The 16,904-nt window shown below is 39.0% G+C and carries 14 protein-coding genes and 1 riboswitch; of the genes, 4 read left to right on the forward strand and 10 right to left on the reverse strand.

Going from position 1 to position 16,904, the window contains the following annotated elements; genetic code table 11:
- Positions 1 to 38: 38 nt before the first annotated feature.
- From R4Z10_RS20660 to R4Z10_RS20685, 6 genes are all read right to left on the reverse strand, one after another.
- Positions 39 to 1,229, reverse strand: a complete 1,191-nt coding sequence (locus R4Z10_RS20660; protein ID WP_338471153.1) for an acetyl-CoA C-acetyltransferase — start codon at positions 1,227 to 1,229, stop codon at positions 39 to 41.
- Between the two features lie 44 nt (positions 1,230 to 1,273).
- On the reverse strand, positions 1,274 to 1,921 hold the full coding sequence (locus tag R4Z10_RS20665) for a 3-oxoacid CoA-transferase subunit B (RefSeq protein ID WP_338473293.1): 648 nt from the start codon (positions 1,919 to 1,921) through the stop codon (positions 1,274 to 1,276).
- Positions 1,922 to 1,929: 8 nt separating this feature from the next.
- Positions 1,930 to 2,589 carry an acetate CoA-transferase subunit alpha gene (atoD, locus tag R4Z10_RS20670; RefSeq protein ID WP_338471154.1) on the reverse strand — a complete coding sequence of 220 codons (660 nt, stop codon included), beginning with the start codon at positions 2,587 to 2,589 and terminating at the stop codon, positions 1,930 to 1,932.
- Between the two features lie 599 nt (positions 2,590 to 3,188).
- Positions 3,189 to 4,847: a sigma 54-interacting transcriptional regulator gene (locus R4Z10_RS20675; protein ID WP_338471155.1), complete on the reverse strand. Its 1,659-nt coding sequence runs from the start codon at positions 4,845 to 4,847 to the stop codon at positions 3,189 to 3,191.
- 82 nt (positions 4,848 to 4,929) lie between these two features.
- Positions 4,930 to 5,868, reverse strand: coding sequence for a 3-hydroxyacyl-CoA dehydrogenase family protein (locus R4Z10_RS20680; RefSeq protein ID WP_338471156.1), 939 nt, complete (start codon positions 5,866 to 5,868; stop codon positions 4,930 to 4,932).
- A 151-nt stretch (positions 5,869 to 6,019) separates the two neighbouring features.
- A complete protein-coding gene (locus tag R4Z10_RS20685; RefSeq protein ID WP_338471157.1) occupies positions 6,020 to 7,189 on the reverse strand; it encodes a TraB/GumN family protein in 1,170 nt (389 codons plus the stop codon).
- Positions 7,190 to 7,850: 661 nt separating this feature from the next.
- Here R4Z10_RS20685 and R4Z10_RS20690 point away from each other — a divergent pair.
- From R4Z10_RS20690 to R4Z10_RS20705, 4 genes are all read left to right on the forward strand, one after another.
- Entirely contained in the window at positions 7,851 to 9,038 is a 1,188-nt protein-coding gene (locus tag R4Z10_RS20690) for a carboxylate--amine ligase (protein WP_338471158.1), read from the forward strand.
- A gap of 140 nt (positions 9,039 to 9,178) precedes the next feature.
- A complete protein-coding gene (locus R4Z10_RS20695; RefSeq protein ID WP_338471159.1) occupies positions 9,179 to 10,657 on the forward strand; it encodes a UDP-N-acetylmuramoyl-L-alanyl-D-glutamate--2,6-diaminopimelate ligase in 1,479 nt (492 codons plus the stop codon).
- 90 nt (positions 10,658 to 10,747) lie between these two features.
- Positions 10,748 to 11,734, forward strand: a complete 987-nt coding sequence (locus tag R4Z10_RS20700; protein ID WP_338471160.1) for an amino acid racemase — start codon at positions 10,748 to 10,750, stop codon at positions 11,732 to 11,734.
- A gap of 211 nt (positions 11,735 to 11,945) precedes the next feature.
- The gene (locus tag R4Z10_RS20705; RefSeq protein WP_338471161.1) at positions 11,946 to 13,340 is read left to right on the forward strand and encodes a hypothetical protein; all 1,395 of its coding nucleotides are present in this window, start codon (positions 11,946 to 11,948) and stop codon (positions 13,338 to 13,340) included.
- A 46-nt stretch (positions 13,341 to 13,386) separates the two neighbouring features.
- Here R4Z10_RS20705 and R4Z10_RS20710 read toward each other — a convergent pair whose 3' ends face one another.
- Genes R4Z10_RS20710 through tenA form a run of 4 tightly spaced genes read right to left on the reverse strand, consistent with a single transcriptional unit; the run spans position 13,387 to position 16,589 of the window.
- Positions 13,387 to 14,400 carry an ABC transporter substrate-binding protein gene (locus R4Z10_RS20710; RefSeq protein ID WP_338471162.1) on the reverse strand — a complete coding sequence of 338 codons (1,014 nt, stop codon included), beginning with the start codon at positions 14,398 to 14,400 and terminating at the stop codon, positions 13,387 to 13,389.
- A gap of 1 nt (position 14,401) precedes the next feature.
- Positions 14,402 to 15,148 (reverse strand): ABC transporter permease, encoded by a 747-nt coding sequence (locus R4Z10_RS20715; RefSeq protein WP_338471163.1) that lies wholly within the window; start codon positions 15,146 to 15,148, stop codon positions 14,402 to 14,404.
- Positions 15,145 to 15,921 (reverse strand): ABC transporter ATP-binding protein, encoded by a 777-nt coding sequence (locus R4Z10_RS20720; RefSeq protein WP_338471164.1) that lies wholly within the window; start codon positions 15,919 to 15,921, stop codon positions 15,145 to 15,147. The genes R4Z10_RS20715 and R4Z10_RS20720 overlap by 4 nt, the downstream gene beginning before the upstream one ends.
- On the reverse strand, positions 15,918 to 16,589 hold the full coding sequence (tenA, locus tag R4Z10_RS20725; protein WP_338473294.1) for a thiaminase II: 672 nt from the start codon (positions 16,587 to 16,589) through the stop codon (positions 15,918 to 15,920). Before tenA ends, R4Z10_RS20720 begins: the two co-directional genes overlap by 4 nt.
- Before the next feature lie 94 nt (positions 16,590 to 16,683).
- A riboswitch (TPP riboswitch) is annotated at positions 16,684 to 16,784 on the reverse strand.
- Between the last annotated feature and the right edge of the window lie 120 nt (positions 16,785 to 16,904).

Raw genomic sequence — 16,904 nt, forward strand, 5'->3', positions numbered from 1 at the left:
CCTCGATGTGACAGTATGATCACTGTTAATTCAATCGTTTAATCTTTTTCCATTTCAAGAACAGTTGCAATTCCCATTCCACCGCCAATACAAAGCGTGGCTAAACCGTATCTTGAGTTACGACGCTGCATTTCATGTAATAAAGTAACCATAATTCGTGCGCCGCTTGCCCCAATCGGGTGTCCTAGAGCAATCGCACCACCATTAACATTTAATTTTTCTCTTGGAAATTCAAGATCCTTTCCAACCCCAAGTGCTTGAGCAGCAAATGCTTCGTTGGCCTCTACCAAATCAATTTCTGCAAGGGTTAACCCTGCTTTATCTAGGGCTTTTCTTGTTGCAGGAACGGGTCCAATTCCCATAATACTTGGGTCTACACCAGCTGCTCCTGTACCACGAAGAACAGCCAATGGTTTAATGCCTAATTCTTCCGCTTTTTCACGACTCATCAAAACTAACGCAGCCGCTCCATCATTAATCCCCGACGCATTTCCAGCTGTTACCGTCCCATCTTTCTTGAAGGCAGGTTTTAATTTTGCTAATGCTTCTGCTGTTACCCCTTTACGTGGGAATTCATCGGTATCAAAAACCATTGGATCACCTTTACGTTTGGGAATGATAACAGGAACGATTTCATCCTTAAATTTGCCTTCTTGAATTGCAGCCTCTGCTTTTTGCTGACTCCATGCAGCAAATTCATCTTGCTGCTCACGGGTTAAACTCCATCTTTCAGCGATATTTTCAGCTGTAATTCCCATGTGATACTCATTAATGGCACATTGTAATCCATCGTTAATCAGGCTATCGAGGATTTTTCCGTCTCCCATCTTATAACCGGTTCGAGCTTTTGGCAAAAGATATGGGGCCATGCTCATATTTTCCATTCCGCCAGCTACAACGATATCTGCCTCTCCTAGTTGGATGGACTGTGCTGCTAAATGCACAGCCTTCATACCTGATCCACATAGTTTATTGATTGCCGTTGCACACACTTCGATGGGCAACCCAGCTTTTAAAGCAGCTGTACGGGCAGGTCCTTGGCCCAGTCCTGCCTGCAACACATTCCCCATGATAACTTCATCGACCTGCTCGCCTTTCACGCCGGCACGTTCTAATGCTTCTTTTATGACAATGGCACCTAACTCTGTTGCCGGGGTGTTACTTAATGTTCCTCCAAAATTTCCTATTGCTGTTCGAACAGCACTAACAATGACTACTTCACGCATCATATAACCCTCCTATAGGATTCCTCCTAAAAATATTGAATCTACTTTTATATCAGATTTGGGCTAACCATAAAGGTAGCCTCAGTTTTTTCCTTTACCTCTTCTAAAGTCACCCCATCTTGAATCTCCTCAAGAACTAGACCTCCTTCTTTTACGGAGAAAACAGCTAACTCTGTAACAATTAAATCCACAACCCCTTTCCCTGTTAAAGGTAATGTGCAGTGTTCTAAAATTTTCGATCCCCCTTTTTTCGTACAATGTTCCATCGCTACAATTACCTTTTTGGCACCTGTTACTAAGTCCATGGCACCGCCCATTCCAGGAACCATCTTGCCTGGAACCATCCAGTTGGCAATGTTTCCATGCCTATCAACCTCAAGTCCACCTAGTACAGTTACATCCACATGACCACCGCGAATTAATTCAAAGGAAAAGGCACTGTCAAAGAACGCACCACCAGGTAAGATCCCTGCAGGTTGACCACCGGCATTAACTAAATCCAGATCGATCTCGGTAACAGGCCCCAAACCGACATAACCATTTTCAGATTGAAGAATGACACTCACATCTCCTGGCAAATAATTAGGAACCATGGTTGGCAATCCAATTCCCAGATTCACAACATCTCCATCTTTCATTTCTTTAGCCACTCGAGCAGCAATGAGTTGCTTTGCTGTCAGTTGTGGAGTATTCATCGTTGCCATTATTGATTCCCTCCTTGAATAATGATTTTGTCTATTAATATTCCTGGAGTCATTACTTCATCAGGGTCAATTTCTCCTACCTCAACTAGGCTTTCGACCTCAACAATGACCGTATCAGCAGCCATTGCCATGAGCGGATTAAAGTTACGAGCTGATTTATGATAGACTAGGTTTCCAGCTTTATCTGCCTTATAAGCTTTTAAAAGGGCAACATCTGCACGAAGAGGCTTTTCTAGTAAAAATTCACGGCCATCAATAGTAAGTTTTTGTTTACCTTCTTCAACAACCGTACCAACCCCCGTTGGAGTTAAGATTCCACCGAGCCCGGAACCACCAGCACGAACTCGTTCGGCTAGTGTCCCTTGAGGAACTAACTCAACATCCAATTCACCCTCAATCATTTGTCTACCCGTTTCCGGATTTGTTCCAATATGTGAAGTAATCACTTTTTTACACTTTTTATTCACGATTAATGGGCCAACCCCCCTTTCTACGAAAGCGGTATCATTTGCGATCAAGGTAATGTCCTTAATGGCTGCTTGATCGATTGCATGAACGAGCGATTCGGGAGTGCCAATTCCCATAAATCCCCCGGTCATTATTGTCATACCATCTTTAAACAATGATGAAACTTCCTCCATTGAAATGACTTTACTCATTTCGGAGCACCTCCTATATGATGACAGAAAAGATTAGTGATTTTTATTACACCTATTTTTAATGCAATATCCATGCCAACATCATAAATTACTATAAAAATCTCTTTTATTCTTTTCTTTCCTTTATAAAAATTCTCTTATTCATAAGTATTTTATATAGTTTAATAGAGTGGTAATGGTAATATCTCTTTTAATAAAAGAAACTTGGTTAATTCTCAGTCTGTCACAAATATAGTGAAAGCGCGTCCAACAATGTACGGATCTTCTTACAATTTTGTGTTTCAGTTTATTTTTTTGTAAGGATATCTTTACAGTTGATGACTTACAGCTTAATTATTGTAAGGATTTTCGCACAATTGAGATTATGCTGTTATCCTTTGGCGGGTTAATGGTAATTTTTGTTTTCCTGGGACCTTGCTGCTATCTCATGGGTGATAGCCACAAATTTTACTAGTTTTCTAGACTCTTGCCGGGATCCCTTGGATGATAGAAAATATAGGGTTTCTCAGGATTGTTGCTGTTATCTAAGTAGACTAATAAAAAAAAGGCTGTCCAGAAAGCGCCTTGCACTTTTTGAACAGCCTAAATCAATCAACTAATTAAAGACCATACTTATTCATTTTTTCATAAAGGGTGGTGCGGCTGATTCCTAGTACTTTTGCCGTTTCGGTTTTATTGCCATTCACCATTTCTAGATAATGAATGATCGTATTCCGCTCAGTCTCTTCCATTATCTCAGCAAGGGTTAACTTGGTAGTAGGTCTTTTATAGCCACTAATTTCTTCCGGCAAATGGTCAGACGTGATGACCTCACCTTCATCTACCATATTTAATGCGCGCTCAATGGTATTCTCTAACTCACGAATATTTCCAGGCCATGAATAGGAGGATAACGATCGTAATGTATGGTCACTAATGTCCTCTACACTTTTGCTCATTAACCTCTGAAACTTCCTGAGAAAATGATGAACTAGAAGTTTAATATCTTCAGGCCGCTCGCTTAAATTTGGAACATGAATGGTCATGACTTTTAAACGATAATATATATCAAGTCGAAATTCTCCCTTTTCGACCATCTCTTCAAGGTTACGATTCGTTGCGGCCATAATTCTTACATCAATAGGGACGCTCCTTGTAGAACCAACCCGCTCAATTTCCTTTTCCTGTAAAACTCGTAGAAGTTTCACCTGCATATGCAGTGGCAATTCACCGATTTCGTCAAGAAAGATGGTACCGCCATCAGCCGCTTCAAATTTTCCTATTTTTCCACCTTTTTTGGCTCCGGTAAATGATCCCTCTTCATAGCCGAATAGCTCCGATTCTAATAACTCTGCAGGGATCGCAGCGCAATTTACCTTGATAAATACGCCCATTGAACGCTTGCTATCATTATGAATGGAGTGGGCAAATAATTCCTTTCCTGTGCCACTCTCTCCTAGAATCAATACGTTTGAATCACTTTTTGCCGCTTTTCTAGCCTGTTCTTTTGCTTCTATAAAGGCAGGACTTTTTCCAATTAAACTTTCGAATGTATAGGTAGCCTTGTTTCTCTCCTTAAATTCACCTTTGTACCTGCCTAGGTCTTTTTCAAGGGATTGAAACCGTTTCGTAAGGGAATTTAACTGGTCGAGATTTTTAAATAACACTTTTCCTACTGCACCGATTACTTTTCCATCCTTAATGATGGGTACACGTGTCGCGATCATATAATTTCCATTAATCCTTTGCAGTTGGGCAATTTCCTCTTTACCTGTTTGTGCAACAATATGCATTCGTGAATTTTCAATAATCTCTGTAACATGTTTTCCAATCGAACTTTCTTGATCAATCCCTAGAAATTCAGCATAGGGGCGACTTAACATTTGAATTACTCCCTCTTTATCAATCACAACGATTCCATCGTAAGCATAATCAATAATATCCTTAAATGGAAGTTCCTGTTGACGACCCAATTGCAATTGGTCTGTCTCAGAGGAAGTAATAAGATACACCTGATAAACACCATCAATTATAGAAACAGATTCTTTTCTAACAAGCACCTCTTGGTTATTAAATGAAAGCAAGGTAGGAACCGATTCTTCCAAATTCTCCATTCGATTTATAAAATATTGCCATTCCAACTCCATTTCAATCAATTGTTTGGATAGAATTTCATTGGAAAAGATCTTATTGTGATCTTTTGTTATTAAAACACCCACAGATAATTTATTTAAAAGCGCCTCCATAACTTTAGAAAAAATGGCTCTATCTTCAATCATCGTCCCAATCCCCCTTACTTATCGAGGCTAGTTAACATTATACCATAGGGAAAATAAGGGATATCAAATCGATTGTGTTGCTCTATTCCTTATGGTTTTTTATTTTTCCAAGTTGAATAAAGTGTCGGTCACGCGTGTCTAACCTTTCTGTAACTTCATTTCCCTCATATGTAAAAATACCTTTTCCCGTTTTTGTCCCAAGTTTATTTTGTGAAACCAACTCATTAATCACATCGGGAGCCCCTTTACTTTCGTCTAAATCTGGTGCAACATTGTCAAACACCCGTTGCCAAGTATCAAGCCCACCAAATTCAGCAATTTCAATTGGCCCTGTAAAAGCCCAGCGGAAACCAGGTCCGTCAATTACAGCTGTATCAATATCCCGTGCATCAGCAACCCCCTCCCTTAATAAGTAGAAAGCTTCACGCATTAAGGCTGTTTGTAACCGATTAGCGATAAACCCTGAGATCTCTTTTTTTAGAAGGACAGGTGACTTTCCAATGTTTCGGATAAGATCCATGGTAGCCTGTACGACTTCTGGTTTTGTTTTTTCATGCTTGACGAGTTCAACCAGTGGAACTAAATGGCCCGGATTAAAGAAGTGGGTGATCATCATTCGTTGAGCAAAAGATGCTTTTTCCATTAGTTTTGTAACGGGAAAAGTGGAGGTATTAGAAGCTACAATGGCATCGTCCTTCATAAATGTCTCTAATTGGTCAAAAAGATCCCATTTCAGTTCAATTACCTCTGGAATCGCTTCCAGAATGAAATCTGCCTCTTGAACGGACTCCTGTAAATTTACCCTATAAGAAAGATTCACCAAAGCCTTTTCTTTCTGTTCTTCAGTAATGGCGGATTCCTCAACCATAATAGAGAGGTTCTCAGTGATTCTAGATGCTGCTCTTTTTAAAAATTCTTCTTTAACATCATTTAAGGTAACTGAATAGCCATTTACCGCAAAAGATTGCGCGATGGAACTCCCCATTACACCTGATCCAATAATCGTAATGTTTTTTAACATATAAAAAATCCCCTTTCTTTTGAGAAATATATTCAAAAAATCTATGCATGTTTCATGCCAAAGGTAATAATAAAAAAAACAGCAGAAAACCCGCTGTTTTTTTAGATTCCATCGTTAATTGAAACCAATCGATTTTATTTTATGAACTGTATTAAAAATTATTTAAAAACAAACGAATGACATCAGCCGCTCCAATAAAGGTTCCTAATGAACTCCCTAGATTTGCAAGTACAACGACTAAAAGAATTCTTGTTACTTTATTATTCCAGAATCCCTTAAGAGAGTGTACGTCCGTTGATAGCTTTTCAAAGTCTCTTACATTTGGTTTGCGGACAAGGGCTTGGACAAATCCTGTAAACCAGCCCGCAGCGGTGATCGGATCTAACGCAGTAATGGGTGCGGCTACAAAGGCGGTCAAAATGGTCAGTGGATGTCCAAACGCAATCGCTGTACCAAGAGCAGATAGAGAGCCATGCCATAAAATCCAACTTAACGTCTGCTGCATGCCAGCAGATGGATTGTTATAAAAAGTATATGCAATCATGCCGATGATTAGTAAAGGAATCGTCCACCCAATGATTTTAGGCCACTTTGATTTCGGCGGCAGCGTTGAAATCGCATCGAGATCATGATCCTCATGAATAATCTTTTTAATCCCTGGTACGTGAGCTGCTCCTAAAACAGCAACTACCTTTTCTCCTGGGGCCTCTTTAATCTTTTGTGATAAATATTGATCCCGTTCATCAATCAGCGGGGTTTTCAGTCTTGGAAAGTGCTGAGTGAAATCACTTAATACGGAATCTAGCATATCTTGTGACTTCATTTTTTCCAATTCTTCTTCTGTAATCTTTTCATTGCTAAAAATACTAAAGATGATTTGTGTAATTAATTGGGCTTTTCCCCATAACCCCACATTATGCCAAATCCTTGAAAAGGTAATTCCAATATTACGGTCTGCTAACACTAAATTAGCTCCAACTTCTTCAGCCGATTGGATGCCTTGAATCATTTCCTGACCTGCATTAATCCCTAACTGGCTGGCCATTCTTTTTTGAAAAGAGGATAAAGCTAAATTAACGAGAAGGACGGCCGCCTTCTTTTCCTTAATCACCTTAAAGATGTCCATATCCTTCCACTTGTCACCATCTACAATGGATTGATATCTTTGTTGGTCCAATTCCACACAAACCGAATCTGGCTTTTCCCTTTCAATGACCTCTTTAACCTGCTCGGCACTTTGCCGCGATACATGGGCTGTCCCAATTAAAATGACTTCTTTTTCATTTATATTTAAACGGGTTATATTTTCTTCTTCAGACATACATGACCTTCCTTTTAATTCTGATCACTTTATTTTCGGATTATCTCTACATAATACCGTACATTCACGCGATTATGAAATAGTTTCCTCTTGAAAGTACATCCTTTACAACGATTTCAACTCCATAGTTCTTTAAACGTTTTGTTCAGAACAGCCTCACCAAAAATACTTTTATGCCTTACTTACTCCCTTTTTGGCTATTTTATTTCGGAATAAGTCCTATAGAGTCACCTCATTTGTTTTTTTTCAGAACCAACATCTGATATACACAATCCCTTAAAAAATAAGACTTATGTTAGGTGAAATTGAGTTGATTTAGCCCAATATCCAACCTTATAATGATTGAAAAATTTGCCCCTGTATGTAATTATTTATATATTACAGAGATACAGTTTTAATTTAAAAGAGATACAGTTTAATTTCATTCAGCAAATGCTTTTTGTACAAAAAGCTTGCGACAGGAACCAGTTGATACGGATAAGGTGTACCCCTTGCTGATTGAAGTTAAGTTTCCGGCAGATAAATAGATTGGCAAGCTCGACGACGAACAGAAAGTCCTAGTCAAGTGAAAGCCACAAGATATAACGTTCTGAAGCATGATAAAAATCAGGGCGCAAATTCGGTAGACGAATTTGATATTAAATTAGAGGAGATTCCAAGGATGAAAAATAAGGCGGTTATTCTAGGTAATAATTACTATATAGGTTTAAGTACGATGAGATGTTTAGGAAAAGAAGGCATCCATACGGTGGCGATGGATTATTCCGATGAACAGGCATACGGAACGAAAACAAAATACTGTTCGGAACGGGTTATATCCCCTCACTACAAAAATGAGACAAAAGCCTTTATTGAATTTTTAAAGGATTATGCAAAAAAACAAACTGCTCCGCCTGTCCTAATCCCTTGTCATGATTCATATGTGGAAGTGATTGACCAACATCTGAACGAATTAAAAGAATATTATCTTATCCCACAAACCGAACAAGGTCTATATACAAAAACAATGGACAAGCAGGCACTGCATCAATTGGCAATCGAACATGGGGTAGCTGTACCTGAAACATTGCAAGCAGACGAAGAAAATCTTTTTGAAAAAGTGGATGAAATCATTAAATATCCTTGTTTAGTTAAACCAACCGATTCACCAACATTCGTCTCTATTTTTAGAAGAAAACTATTTAAGGTGCACAACAGAGAAGAATTGGCTGACGCACTCGAGAAATCAAAACAAGCTGAACAAGAGGTAATTATTCAACGAATTATCCCTGGATTTGATGATCATATGTATACATTTGATGCCTATTTAAATCAGGATGCTAAAGTTACACACTGGACAACTTGTAATAAATATCGCCAGTTTCCAATCAACTTTGGCGCATCTGTCTATACAGGCCAAAAATATGTTCCAGAACTATATGAAATTGGGGCCAAGTTTTTAGAAGGCATCGGTTTTAAGGGTTTTGTAGAAATTGAGTTTAAAAAAGATGCAGAAACAGGAAAGTTTTATTTAATTGAATTGAATGTTCGGATTACGAACCTTAATAATTTATTATACAAAATCGGCTTGAATTTCCCTTATATTACGTACCGGGAATTAACCGGAAACCCATTGGAACCGAAAGCAGTGAAAGAAAATACAGGCCTTGTCTTTATCTATACGTATGAAGATTTATTAGCTGTGCGTGATTATCTCAGAACTGGACAGCTTACCCTTGGTTCTGTTATTAAATCCTATTTTAAACCAAAAGCCCATGCGATTTGGGAATGGAGTGATCCAAAACCGGCGTTTTCCTATTATGGAGGCATCGTTCTTGGTAAAGTGTTTAAAAAGGCTTTGAAAAGGTAATAAAAGTAGCAATAACATGGACAAACAGAACATTCGCACGACCTTCTTGAACAGAAATTACAAAGCACCGCAAAGGTAGGTCGATCGATAGTTCCATAGAAAAAAGGTTTAAGCAGGTATCCATTAATGGAGGCGGCATTATGTTATTAACAAAGATTGTGGAAAATCTTACATTCTCTCTACTAAAAGGAGAAATGGAGAAGGAAATCAGCTCCATTTCTTATGATTCAAGAGAAGTGAAAGAAAGTGGTTTATTTGTGGCAATATCCGGTTTTTCAGTTGACGGCCATACCTTTATTAAAAAGGCGATTGAAAATGGAGCAACTGCGATTATTGTTGAAAAGAGTATCGAAGTTGATGAGCCTGTTACGATTATAAAAGTAGACGATTCAAGACAAGCTTTAGCGAAAGTTTCAGCAAATTTCTACGATCATCCAACAGAAAAGTTAAATTTAATCGGCATTACGGGAACAAACGGGAAAACCTCTACCACTTATTTTGTGAAATCAATTTTTGAACAAGCTCATAAATCAGTAGGTCTAATCGGCACGATTGGAACGGTCATGAATAACAAACTACTGGAAACTAAAAATACAACCCCAGAGTCATTAAACTTGCAACAACTTTTCTCTGAGATGGTTGACAGTGAAATTGATGATTGTATTATGGAGGTATCTTCCCATGCCCTTAGTTTAAAACGGACGGCTTATTGTCAATTTAACACGGGGATCTTTACAAATTTAACACCAGATCATTTAGAACTGCATCACACAATGGAAGATTATTTCCTAGCAAAAGCAGAATTATTTAAGATGACGACAGACTATAACATCATTAATGTCGATGACCCATATGGTCAGAGATTATATGAAATGGTGCAAACCTATCATGTTCCTGTCCTAACATATGGGATTGATAACAAGGCAGATATTTATGCCTCCAATATTGTACTAGATAGTGATTATTCAACATATACGTTACATACACCAGAAGGATCCATTGAGATTACAGTCAATATCCCTGGCATTTTTAACGTATATAATAGTTTAGCAGCGATCGCCTGCGCTTATTGTAATAAAATTAGTCTTCACGATATCCAACAAGGAATGCTTGCATTGGAAAATATTAAAGGCAGACTAGAAGTGATTTATCAAGATGAGAACCGAAAAATTGTCGTTGATTTTGCCCATACAGAAGATAGTTTAGAAAAAGCACTTACAACATTGCGGACCAATACGAAAGGGCGAATCCTCCTCGTTTTTGGTGTGTATGCGGCCCCGGGAGAAGCTGGTAGAGATAAAAGACGAGCCATGGGCCAAGTTGCTGCGAAATTTGCCGATTTATCGGTCGTTACATCCGATAATCCAAAGTTCCAAGACCCGAATGCGATTATAGAAGAAATTACCGAAGCGATGAAAGAAGAAAATGGGGCTTATATAGCTGTAGTCGATCGAAAAGAGGCCATTCGCCATGCCATTGAGTTATGTGAAAAAGGTGATACAATTTTATTAGCTGGAAAAGGCCACGAAACGTCACAGGTCATTGGCGATAAAGAAATTCCCTTCAATGAAAGGGAAATTGTTATGGAAATTTTAAGCGATAAGCAATACACCGTCTAACGCGTAAAACAGGGTTTGAACATCCTGTTTTGCCTCATTTTTGGGACAGCCCTACTTTGCAGCACTCCTTGAAAATGAAGGAACAGTTCGATGAATTTAAGAAGGAAACTAGGTGAACAAATGTCTAAAAGTTTGGGAATAATCGGTGGGATGGGACCAAAGGCAACTTCCGTCTTTTTTGATAAAGTCATTGAATCTACAGATGCCCATAAAGATCAGGATCATATTAATATGGTGATCTTAAATCATGCTACATTGCCTGATCGTACGGAGACGATTTTGAGTGGTGACGATGGAGCCTTTTTAGATGAGATCAGAAAGGATATTGAGATCCTTGAAAAGGCAGGAGTTTCTAATATCGCGATTCCATGTAATACCTCTCACTATTTTTATGAAAAAATTCAAGAAATGACGGATATTCATGTCATTCATATGATAGAAGAAACCATTAAGGAAATCTCAGAAAAATATGGCCGTACCGCTAAGATTGGCATTATGGCTACGAATGGTACGATCAAAAGTGATATTTATAAAAAGGTTGCCAACTCCTTTGGGCTAGAGGTTTATTACCCTGACCCTGATACACAAGCACAGATCATGGATATTATTTATAATAAAGTAAAAAGTGATTTAACTCTTGATGTTACGGAAATTGAAAATATTGTCTTTGACTTTATTTTCAACCATGAATGCAGTTGTGTCATTTTAGCTTGTACAGAATTATCATGTATCCAGTTAAATAAGGATGTAGAGAAATATTGTGTAGATGCAATGGAAGTGTTGGTAAAACGTTCGATTGAATTGTCGGGAAAGTATGTGAAAGGTCAACATTTTGATGAGTTTCTAACCGAGTCATTTGCGAACGATACGTATGAAAGAGAATTACGATTATCTTCTCAAGAATGTGAGGCCGTTAAAAAGAGATTCCCTCACGCTACAATTACCTCATTAGATCAAGAAATTGATACTGATGGAAAAGCATGGTATAAGGTGAATCTTATATCGGATGACAAGCCATTTAGTGATCATTCGGGTGTACAAGAAACTCTAGAAAACAAACAACGCATAAAAGTGTAAAAAAACTAGGCTGGCATTCGCCTAGTTTTTTATTTTTATACTGGTTCATAACGTTCTTTAGCAGAATACGAGTAAAGCCCCTCAGCATTTCAACTTTTCCTCCCCTTTTAATGAAAAAACTCCCTCATCCCCATGTAACAAATTTCTCTCACGAAACATATGCTACACGAAGAGGCCCAGTTTTAACTCTTTGATGAGAGGAGTGTATATGGTGGGAATTGAATTAACACTCATTCACTGGATATATTTAGTGTTTATTTTCCTAATTATCGGATTTATGGTTAAACGATTAGATACAACGATTTTATGTATCGTCGGGATATTCCTGATCGCAATTATCTCAAATGGTTCAATGACAAAATCGATTGCCAGCATTTTCTCTAGTTTCCTCTTCGCGATAACTGAACTATTACCCACTATTTTGATTATTTCCATGATCGTTGCCATGAGTAAGACGTTAACCCAAACAGGGATTAATGATGTCATGATTGCCCCGTTTGCTAAATTGATCCGGACTCCTACTCTTGCTTATTGGACGATCGGGGTTTTAATGATGGTAATGTCCTTCTTTTTCTGGCCGTCACCCGCTGTTGCTTTACTTGGCGCCGTCTTGCTGCCGGTAGCAATCCGAGCAGGGCTTCCAGCTATTGGGGTAGCGATTGCGATGAATTTATTTGGTCATGGGATCGCTTTATCAGGGGATTTTATTATTCAAGCTGCACCTAAACTAACTGCTGATGCCGCAGGTCTGCCTGTAGAAGATGTCATTTCGGCGAGTATTCCCCTTGTAATTGTCATGGGCATTGTCACAACCATTGTTGCCTTCATTCTATTAAAGAGGGATTTAAACAAGGGAAAATTGCTTGATGTTCCGGCTTTTGAGGGGTCGATTGAAGAGGTGGAAAAGGTCGACGTCTTATCCTCCCCTCAAAAGAAGTGGTTCGCTATTTTGATTCCCGTTCTCTTCGCTCTTGACGTTGTGGCAATGTTCGTCTTTAATCTTCAAGGTGGGGATGCAACAGCCTTAGTTGGTGGAACAGCCATCCTAATTTTTCTACTGATTAACCTAACAGGGTTTAAAGTTAAAGGATTATCAAAGACGACAAGAAGAATCATTGATGGTTTCCAGTTTGGATTTAAGGTGTTTGGTCCTGTTATCCCTATTGCTGCCTTCTTTTACTTAGGTGATGCCGGTTTTGAGACAATCATTGGAGGAGACTTTCTTCCAGTAGCATCAAATGGGATTGTCAATGATTTAGGTGTGGCTTTGGCAAGCGTTGTACCGTTAACTGCTGAAATTGGTGCCGTCACATTAACCATTGTAGGAGCAATTACTGGTTTAGACGGTTCTGGTTTTTCTGGCATCTCCCTTTCAGGTTCGATCGCTAACTTATTCTCACACGCCATTGGGGATGGCGCAGCAACCTTGACGGCCCTCGGTCAAATATCCGCGATTTGGGTTGGCGGAGGTACACTAATCCCTTGGGCACTAATCCCAGCTGCTGCCATTTGTAATGTAAGTCCTTTTGAGCTTGCTAGAAGAAACCTTTTACCTGTTTGTATTGGTTTAGTTGTTACAACCATTGTTGCGATGTTTTTAATCTAATAGAAAAAGAGCATCCCTGTTGTTGCCCAGGCGATGCTCCTTTCTATTATTCTTCTATATTTTGAACGATATCACTTACGTTAGGTATTTCCTCAATTAAACCAACATTTTTTAACCAGTGAGATACTTCTACCCATAATTCCCCGTCTTGAGTTCCAAAATCATCAACCCCTCCCATTTTTGGAAGCAGGATTTCAATACTTTCTTTCTCTACGGCCTCTTCTAATGGGAAGTTGGCTTGATCTTGGTTATTTAATAGAATAGTAAGAGCTTCCTCCGGATTTTCACTCATAAACTCGTACCCTTTTTGGGCTGCTCTCCAGAATGCTTGAATTGCATCTTTTTCCTTTTCCCATGTATCATCACTTGTAATCAATACAATCTCATTGTAGCTAGGGACACCGTAATCCACTGGATTAAAATAACGGGTTTTGAATCCACTATGTTTTAAAACTGGAACTTCATGATTAACAAAGGCCCCAATGACAGCATCTACATTTTCCGTAACTAAGGAAGAATTCAATTCAAAACCAACATCAATCATTTCCACTTGATTGATATTGCCGCCATCATGGGAAACCATTGTTTCAAGCAGTGCTTCATTTAAAGGGATTCCCGGATAACCAACCTTTTTGCCTTCTAAATCCTTTGGTGATTTCACCGGACTGTCTGCTGCAACGACAATATGGTTCGTCGGGGACTGAACGATGCCCGCAATTGATTTCACAGGTACATTTTCATTCGCACGAGCCATAATAACATCTGGCTGATAATATAAGCCTAACGTTACCTTACCTGCTGCAGTTAACGTCAACGGATCGGTCGTATTAGCTGGAAACTGAATATCCAATTTGACTCCTTCTTCTTCAAAATAACCTTTTTCTTGAGCCACATATAAATAACTGTGAACTGCATTTGGATACCAATCCAGCATAATACTCACTTCTTTCAGCTCTTTACCATCATCTGCTGCTTCTGTAGAGGCCGAATCGGTACTACCACAGGCTGTTAAAACCAACAGGATTAAAAATCCTAAACTAATTGAAGCCCATTTTTTCATCTTAATTTCTCCATTTCAAACATATTTTTTCTAACCAGATCACGAGTAAAAATAAGATCATTCCAACAAGTGCTAGAATCACAATTGGGGCAAAGACAGCCGCTCCATCAAATTGGGTCATCATCCGGCGGCTAAAGTAGCCAAGCCCTGCTTGTGCTCCTAACCACTCTCCAATTGCGGCCCCGATCACACTAGCGGTTACAGCCACCTTTAATCCCGAAAAAATCGACGGTAAGGCACTAGGAACATCTAATTTTAAAAAAATCTCCCTCTTGGAAGCGCCCATCGTAAGCAGCAATTCTCTCATATTTTTATTGGCCGATTTAAACCCATCAAACGTACTTACGGTTAACGGAAAAAATGCAATTAAAAATGTGACGAGAACTTTGCTCCAAATCGAATAGCCAAACCACACAACGAAAATCGGTGCGAGCGCAATCGTTGGAATCGTTTGTGATGCAATAATCAGGGGATAAAATGTTTTTTCGACTGTTTTGCTGCTATACATCCATACGGCCAACCCCATCCCAATCAATATGGAAGCGGCTAATCCTAAAAATATAATCGATAGCGTAGCCGGTAAATGAACGAGAATTAAAATGTCCTTTAACTCCCAAAGTTTTACAACAATATCAATGGGGGAAGGCAGAACAAAACTTTTATTATAAAGTCGTGCTCCGACCTCCCAGATCAATAACATAAGGAAAAGAAAAACTCCTGTTGATAGGTAGGTTTTTAACTGTTTCATATCGTCACCTTCTCGCGAAGACGATCAATCAGGACTTCTTTCAAAACAATAACCTCGGACTGAGCCAGATCACGAATCCCTCGAGGACGACTTAATGGAACCTTTATGTCCTCAATTGTTGAAACTGGCTTAGGCTGTAAGATAAAAATCCGATCAGACAAAAATAATGCTTCATCCACATCATGGGTAATAAAGAGAATCGTCTTCTTCCATTTCACCCACTGCTCTAGTAGCCATTCTTGCATGGTCAATCGGGTAATCGCGTCTAAAGCGCTAAAGGGTTCATCCAACAAGAGAATATTTGACCCGCTTAATACCGTTCGTAAAAAAGAAACTCGCTGTCTCATTCCACCCGATAGGTCACTAGGAAAATCATGTTCAACCCCTCGTAGCCCAAATTCAACAAGCAGCTCGCTAATTTGTAATTGCGCTTCGTCTTTTGGAACTCCTTTAATTTCCAACGGCAGCATGGCATTTTCCATGATCGTTCGCCAGGGCATGAGTAAATCCTGTTGGGGCATGTAACCAATCTGCCCTAAGCGATCATTCGTGTTTTTCCCATTCAAGTGAATTTCACCTTGTGACGGCTGCTCAAGGCCGGTAATTAAGCGAAAAATGGTGCTCTTTCCAGATCCACTCGCCCCGATAATACTAACAAACTCACCCTCATGAATGTGAAAATTTATTTCGTTAAGAACGGACTCTGGAGTCACTATTTTTTCAGTTTGATATTGAAAAGAAACATTCTTAAACTCTAATACTCTATTGCTCATAGAGTAGGCCACATCTCTTTGTTATAAGCCATATTCCAGAACATATATTCAAATCGTGTCGTATTTAAAAAGGTTTTCTCTAATTGGGCCAATTCAGCCTCCGGTTTTCCCTCTGCCAACTTGTCCAATAAGTCAATGCACCATATTGCTGATTGCCCGAACTCCTCTGAACTGTACATTTTAATCCAATCACCATATAATTCATGATCCTTCGCACCTGGAATCGCCGCAAGCTCTTTTCCAATTTCCCAATAACTCCACGCACAAGGAAGCAAGGCAGCAACCAATTCTGCTAGCGTTCCATTTTGCCCGCTATGTAACATATAGTGTGTATAAGCAAGCGTAATTGGGGATGGTTCTGCACTCTCTAGTTCTTCCTCTGAAATCCCAAAGCGAGCGGCATACTGACGATGAAGAGACATTTCTCCATTAACCGTACTGTGCAGAAGGTCAGAAAATACCATCATATCTTCAAGTTCCGTTGCCTTGACAGCCCCTAAAGCAAACATTTTCGAATAATCAATAAGATAGAGATAATCTTGAATCATATAAAAACGGAATTTCTCTTTATCTAGCGTTCCAGCTCCTATTTCTTGAACAAATGGATGGGAATGGTTCTGCCTCCAAATCGGTTGTAATTTTTCATGTAAACGTTCTGAAAACTTCATCATTATTAATCTTCCTTTCTCTTTATAATCGCAAAAAAACCACTTCACAATTGGAAGTGGTTTTTTATCAGCATTTTTCTAAAAAACATATACGAGTCTTTACGTATCACTTCCCTTCGCTAGCATTACCTAGTGCAGGTTCAAGGGTTAAGGCAAATACCTCTCTCAGCTTTTTAAGCACCCCTAGTGTTACTTACTATTAAATTATATATCTATCGTCACATATTTAGAAATTTAAATCAATAGCCATTCTTCAAATTATTACAATTACATTAGAGAATAATAGTCAACAAGCCATCATAAAATGTCTACAGG

Source organism: Niallia sp. XMNu-256, assembly GCF_036670015.1.
Lineage (GTDB): Bacteria > Bacillota > Bacilli > Bacillales > Cytobacillaceae > Bacillus_BD.

Excerpts from the sequence above, each read along its gene's own strand:
- R4Z10_RS20660 (WP_338471153.1), bottom strand. The coding sequence starts at position 1,229 with ATGATGCGTGAAGTAGTCATTGTTAGTGCTGTTCGAACAGCAATAGGA.
- R4Z10_RS20665 (WP_338473293.1), bottom strand. The coding sequence starts at position 1,921 with ATGAATACTCCACAACTGACAGCAAAGCAACTCATTGCTGCTCGAGTG.
- atoD (WP_338471154.1), bottom strand. The coding sequence starts at position 2,589 with ATGAGTAAAGTCATTTCAATGGAGGAAGTTTCATCATTGTTTAAAGAT.
- R4Z10_RS20675 (WP_338471155.1), bottom strand. The coding sequence starts at position 4,847 with ATGATTGAAGATAGAGCCATTTTTTCTAAAGTTATGGAGGCGCTTTTA.
- R4Z10_RS20680 (WP_338471156.1), bottom strand. The coding sequence starts at position 5,868 with ATGTTAAAAAACATTACGATTATTGGATCAGGTGTAATGGGGAGTTCC.
- R4Z10_RS20685 (WP_338471157.1), bottom strand. The coding sequence starts at position 7,189 with ATGTCTGAAGAAGAAAATATAACCCGTTTAAATATAAATGAAAAAGAA.
- R4Z10_RS20690 (WP_338471158.1), top strand. The coding sequence starts at position 7,851 with ATGAAAAATAAGGCGGTTATTCTAGGTAATAATTACTATATAGGTTTA.
- R4Z10_RS20695 (WP_338471159.1), top strand. The coding sequence starts at position 9,179 with ATGTTATTAACAAAGATTGTGGAAAATCTTACATTCTCTCTACTAAAA.
- R4Z10_RS20700 (WP_338471160.1), top strand. The coding sequence starts at position 10,748 with ATGAATTTAAGAAGGAAACTAGGTGAACAAATGTCTAAAAGTTTGGGA.
- R4Z10_RS20710 (WP_338471162.1), bottom strand. The coding sequence starts at position 14,400 with ATGAAAAAATGGGCTTCAATTAGTTTAGGATTTTTAATCCTGTTGGTT.
- R4Z10_RS20715 (WP_338471163.1), bottom strand. The coding sequence starts at position 15,148 with ATGAAACAGTTAAAAACCTACCTATCAACAGGAGTTTTTCTTTTCCTT.
- R4Z10_RS20720 (WP_338471164.1), bottom strand. The coding sequence starts at position 15,921 with ATGAGCAATAGAGTATTAGAGTTTAAGAATGTTTCTTTTCAATATCAA.
- tenA (WP_338473294.1), bottom strand. The coding sequence starts at position 16,589 with ATGAAGTTTTCAGAACGTTTACATGAAAAATTACAACCGATTTGGAGG.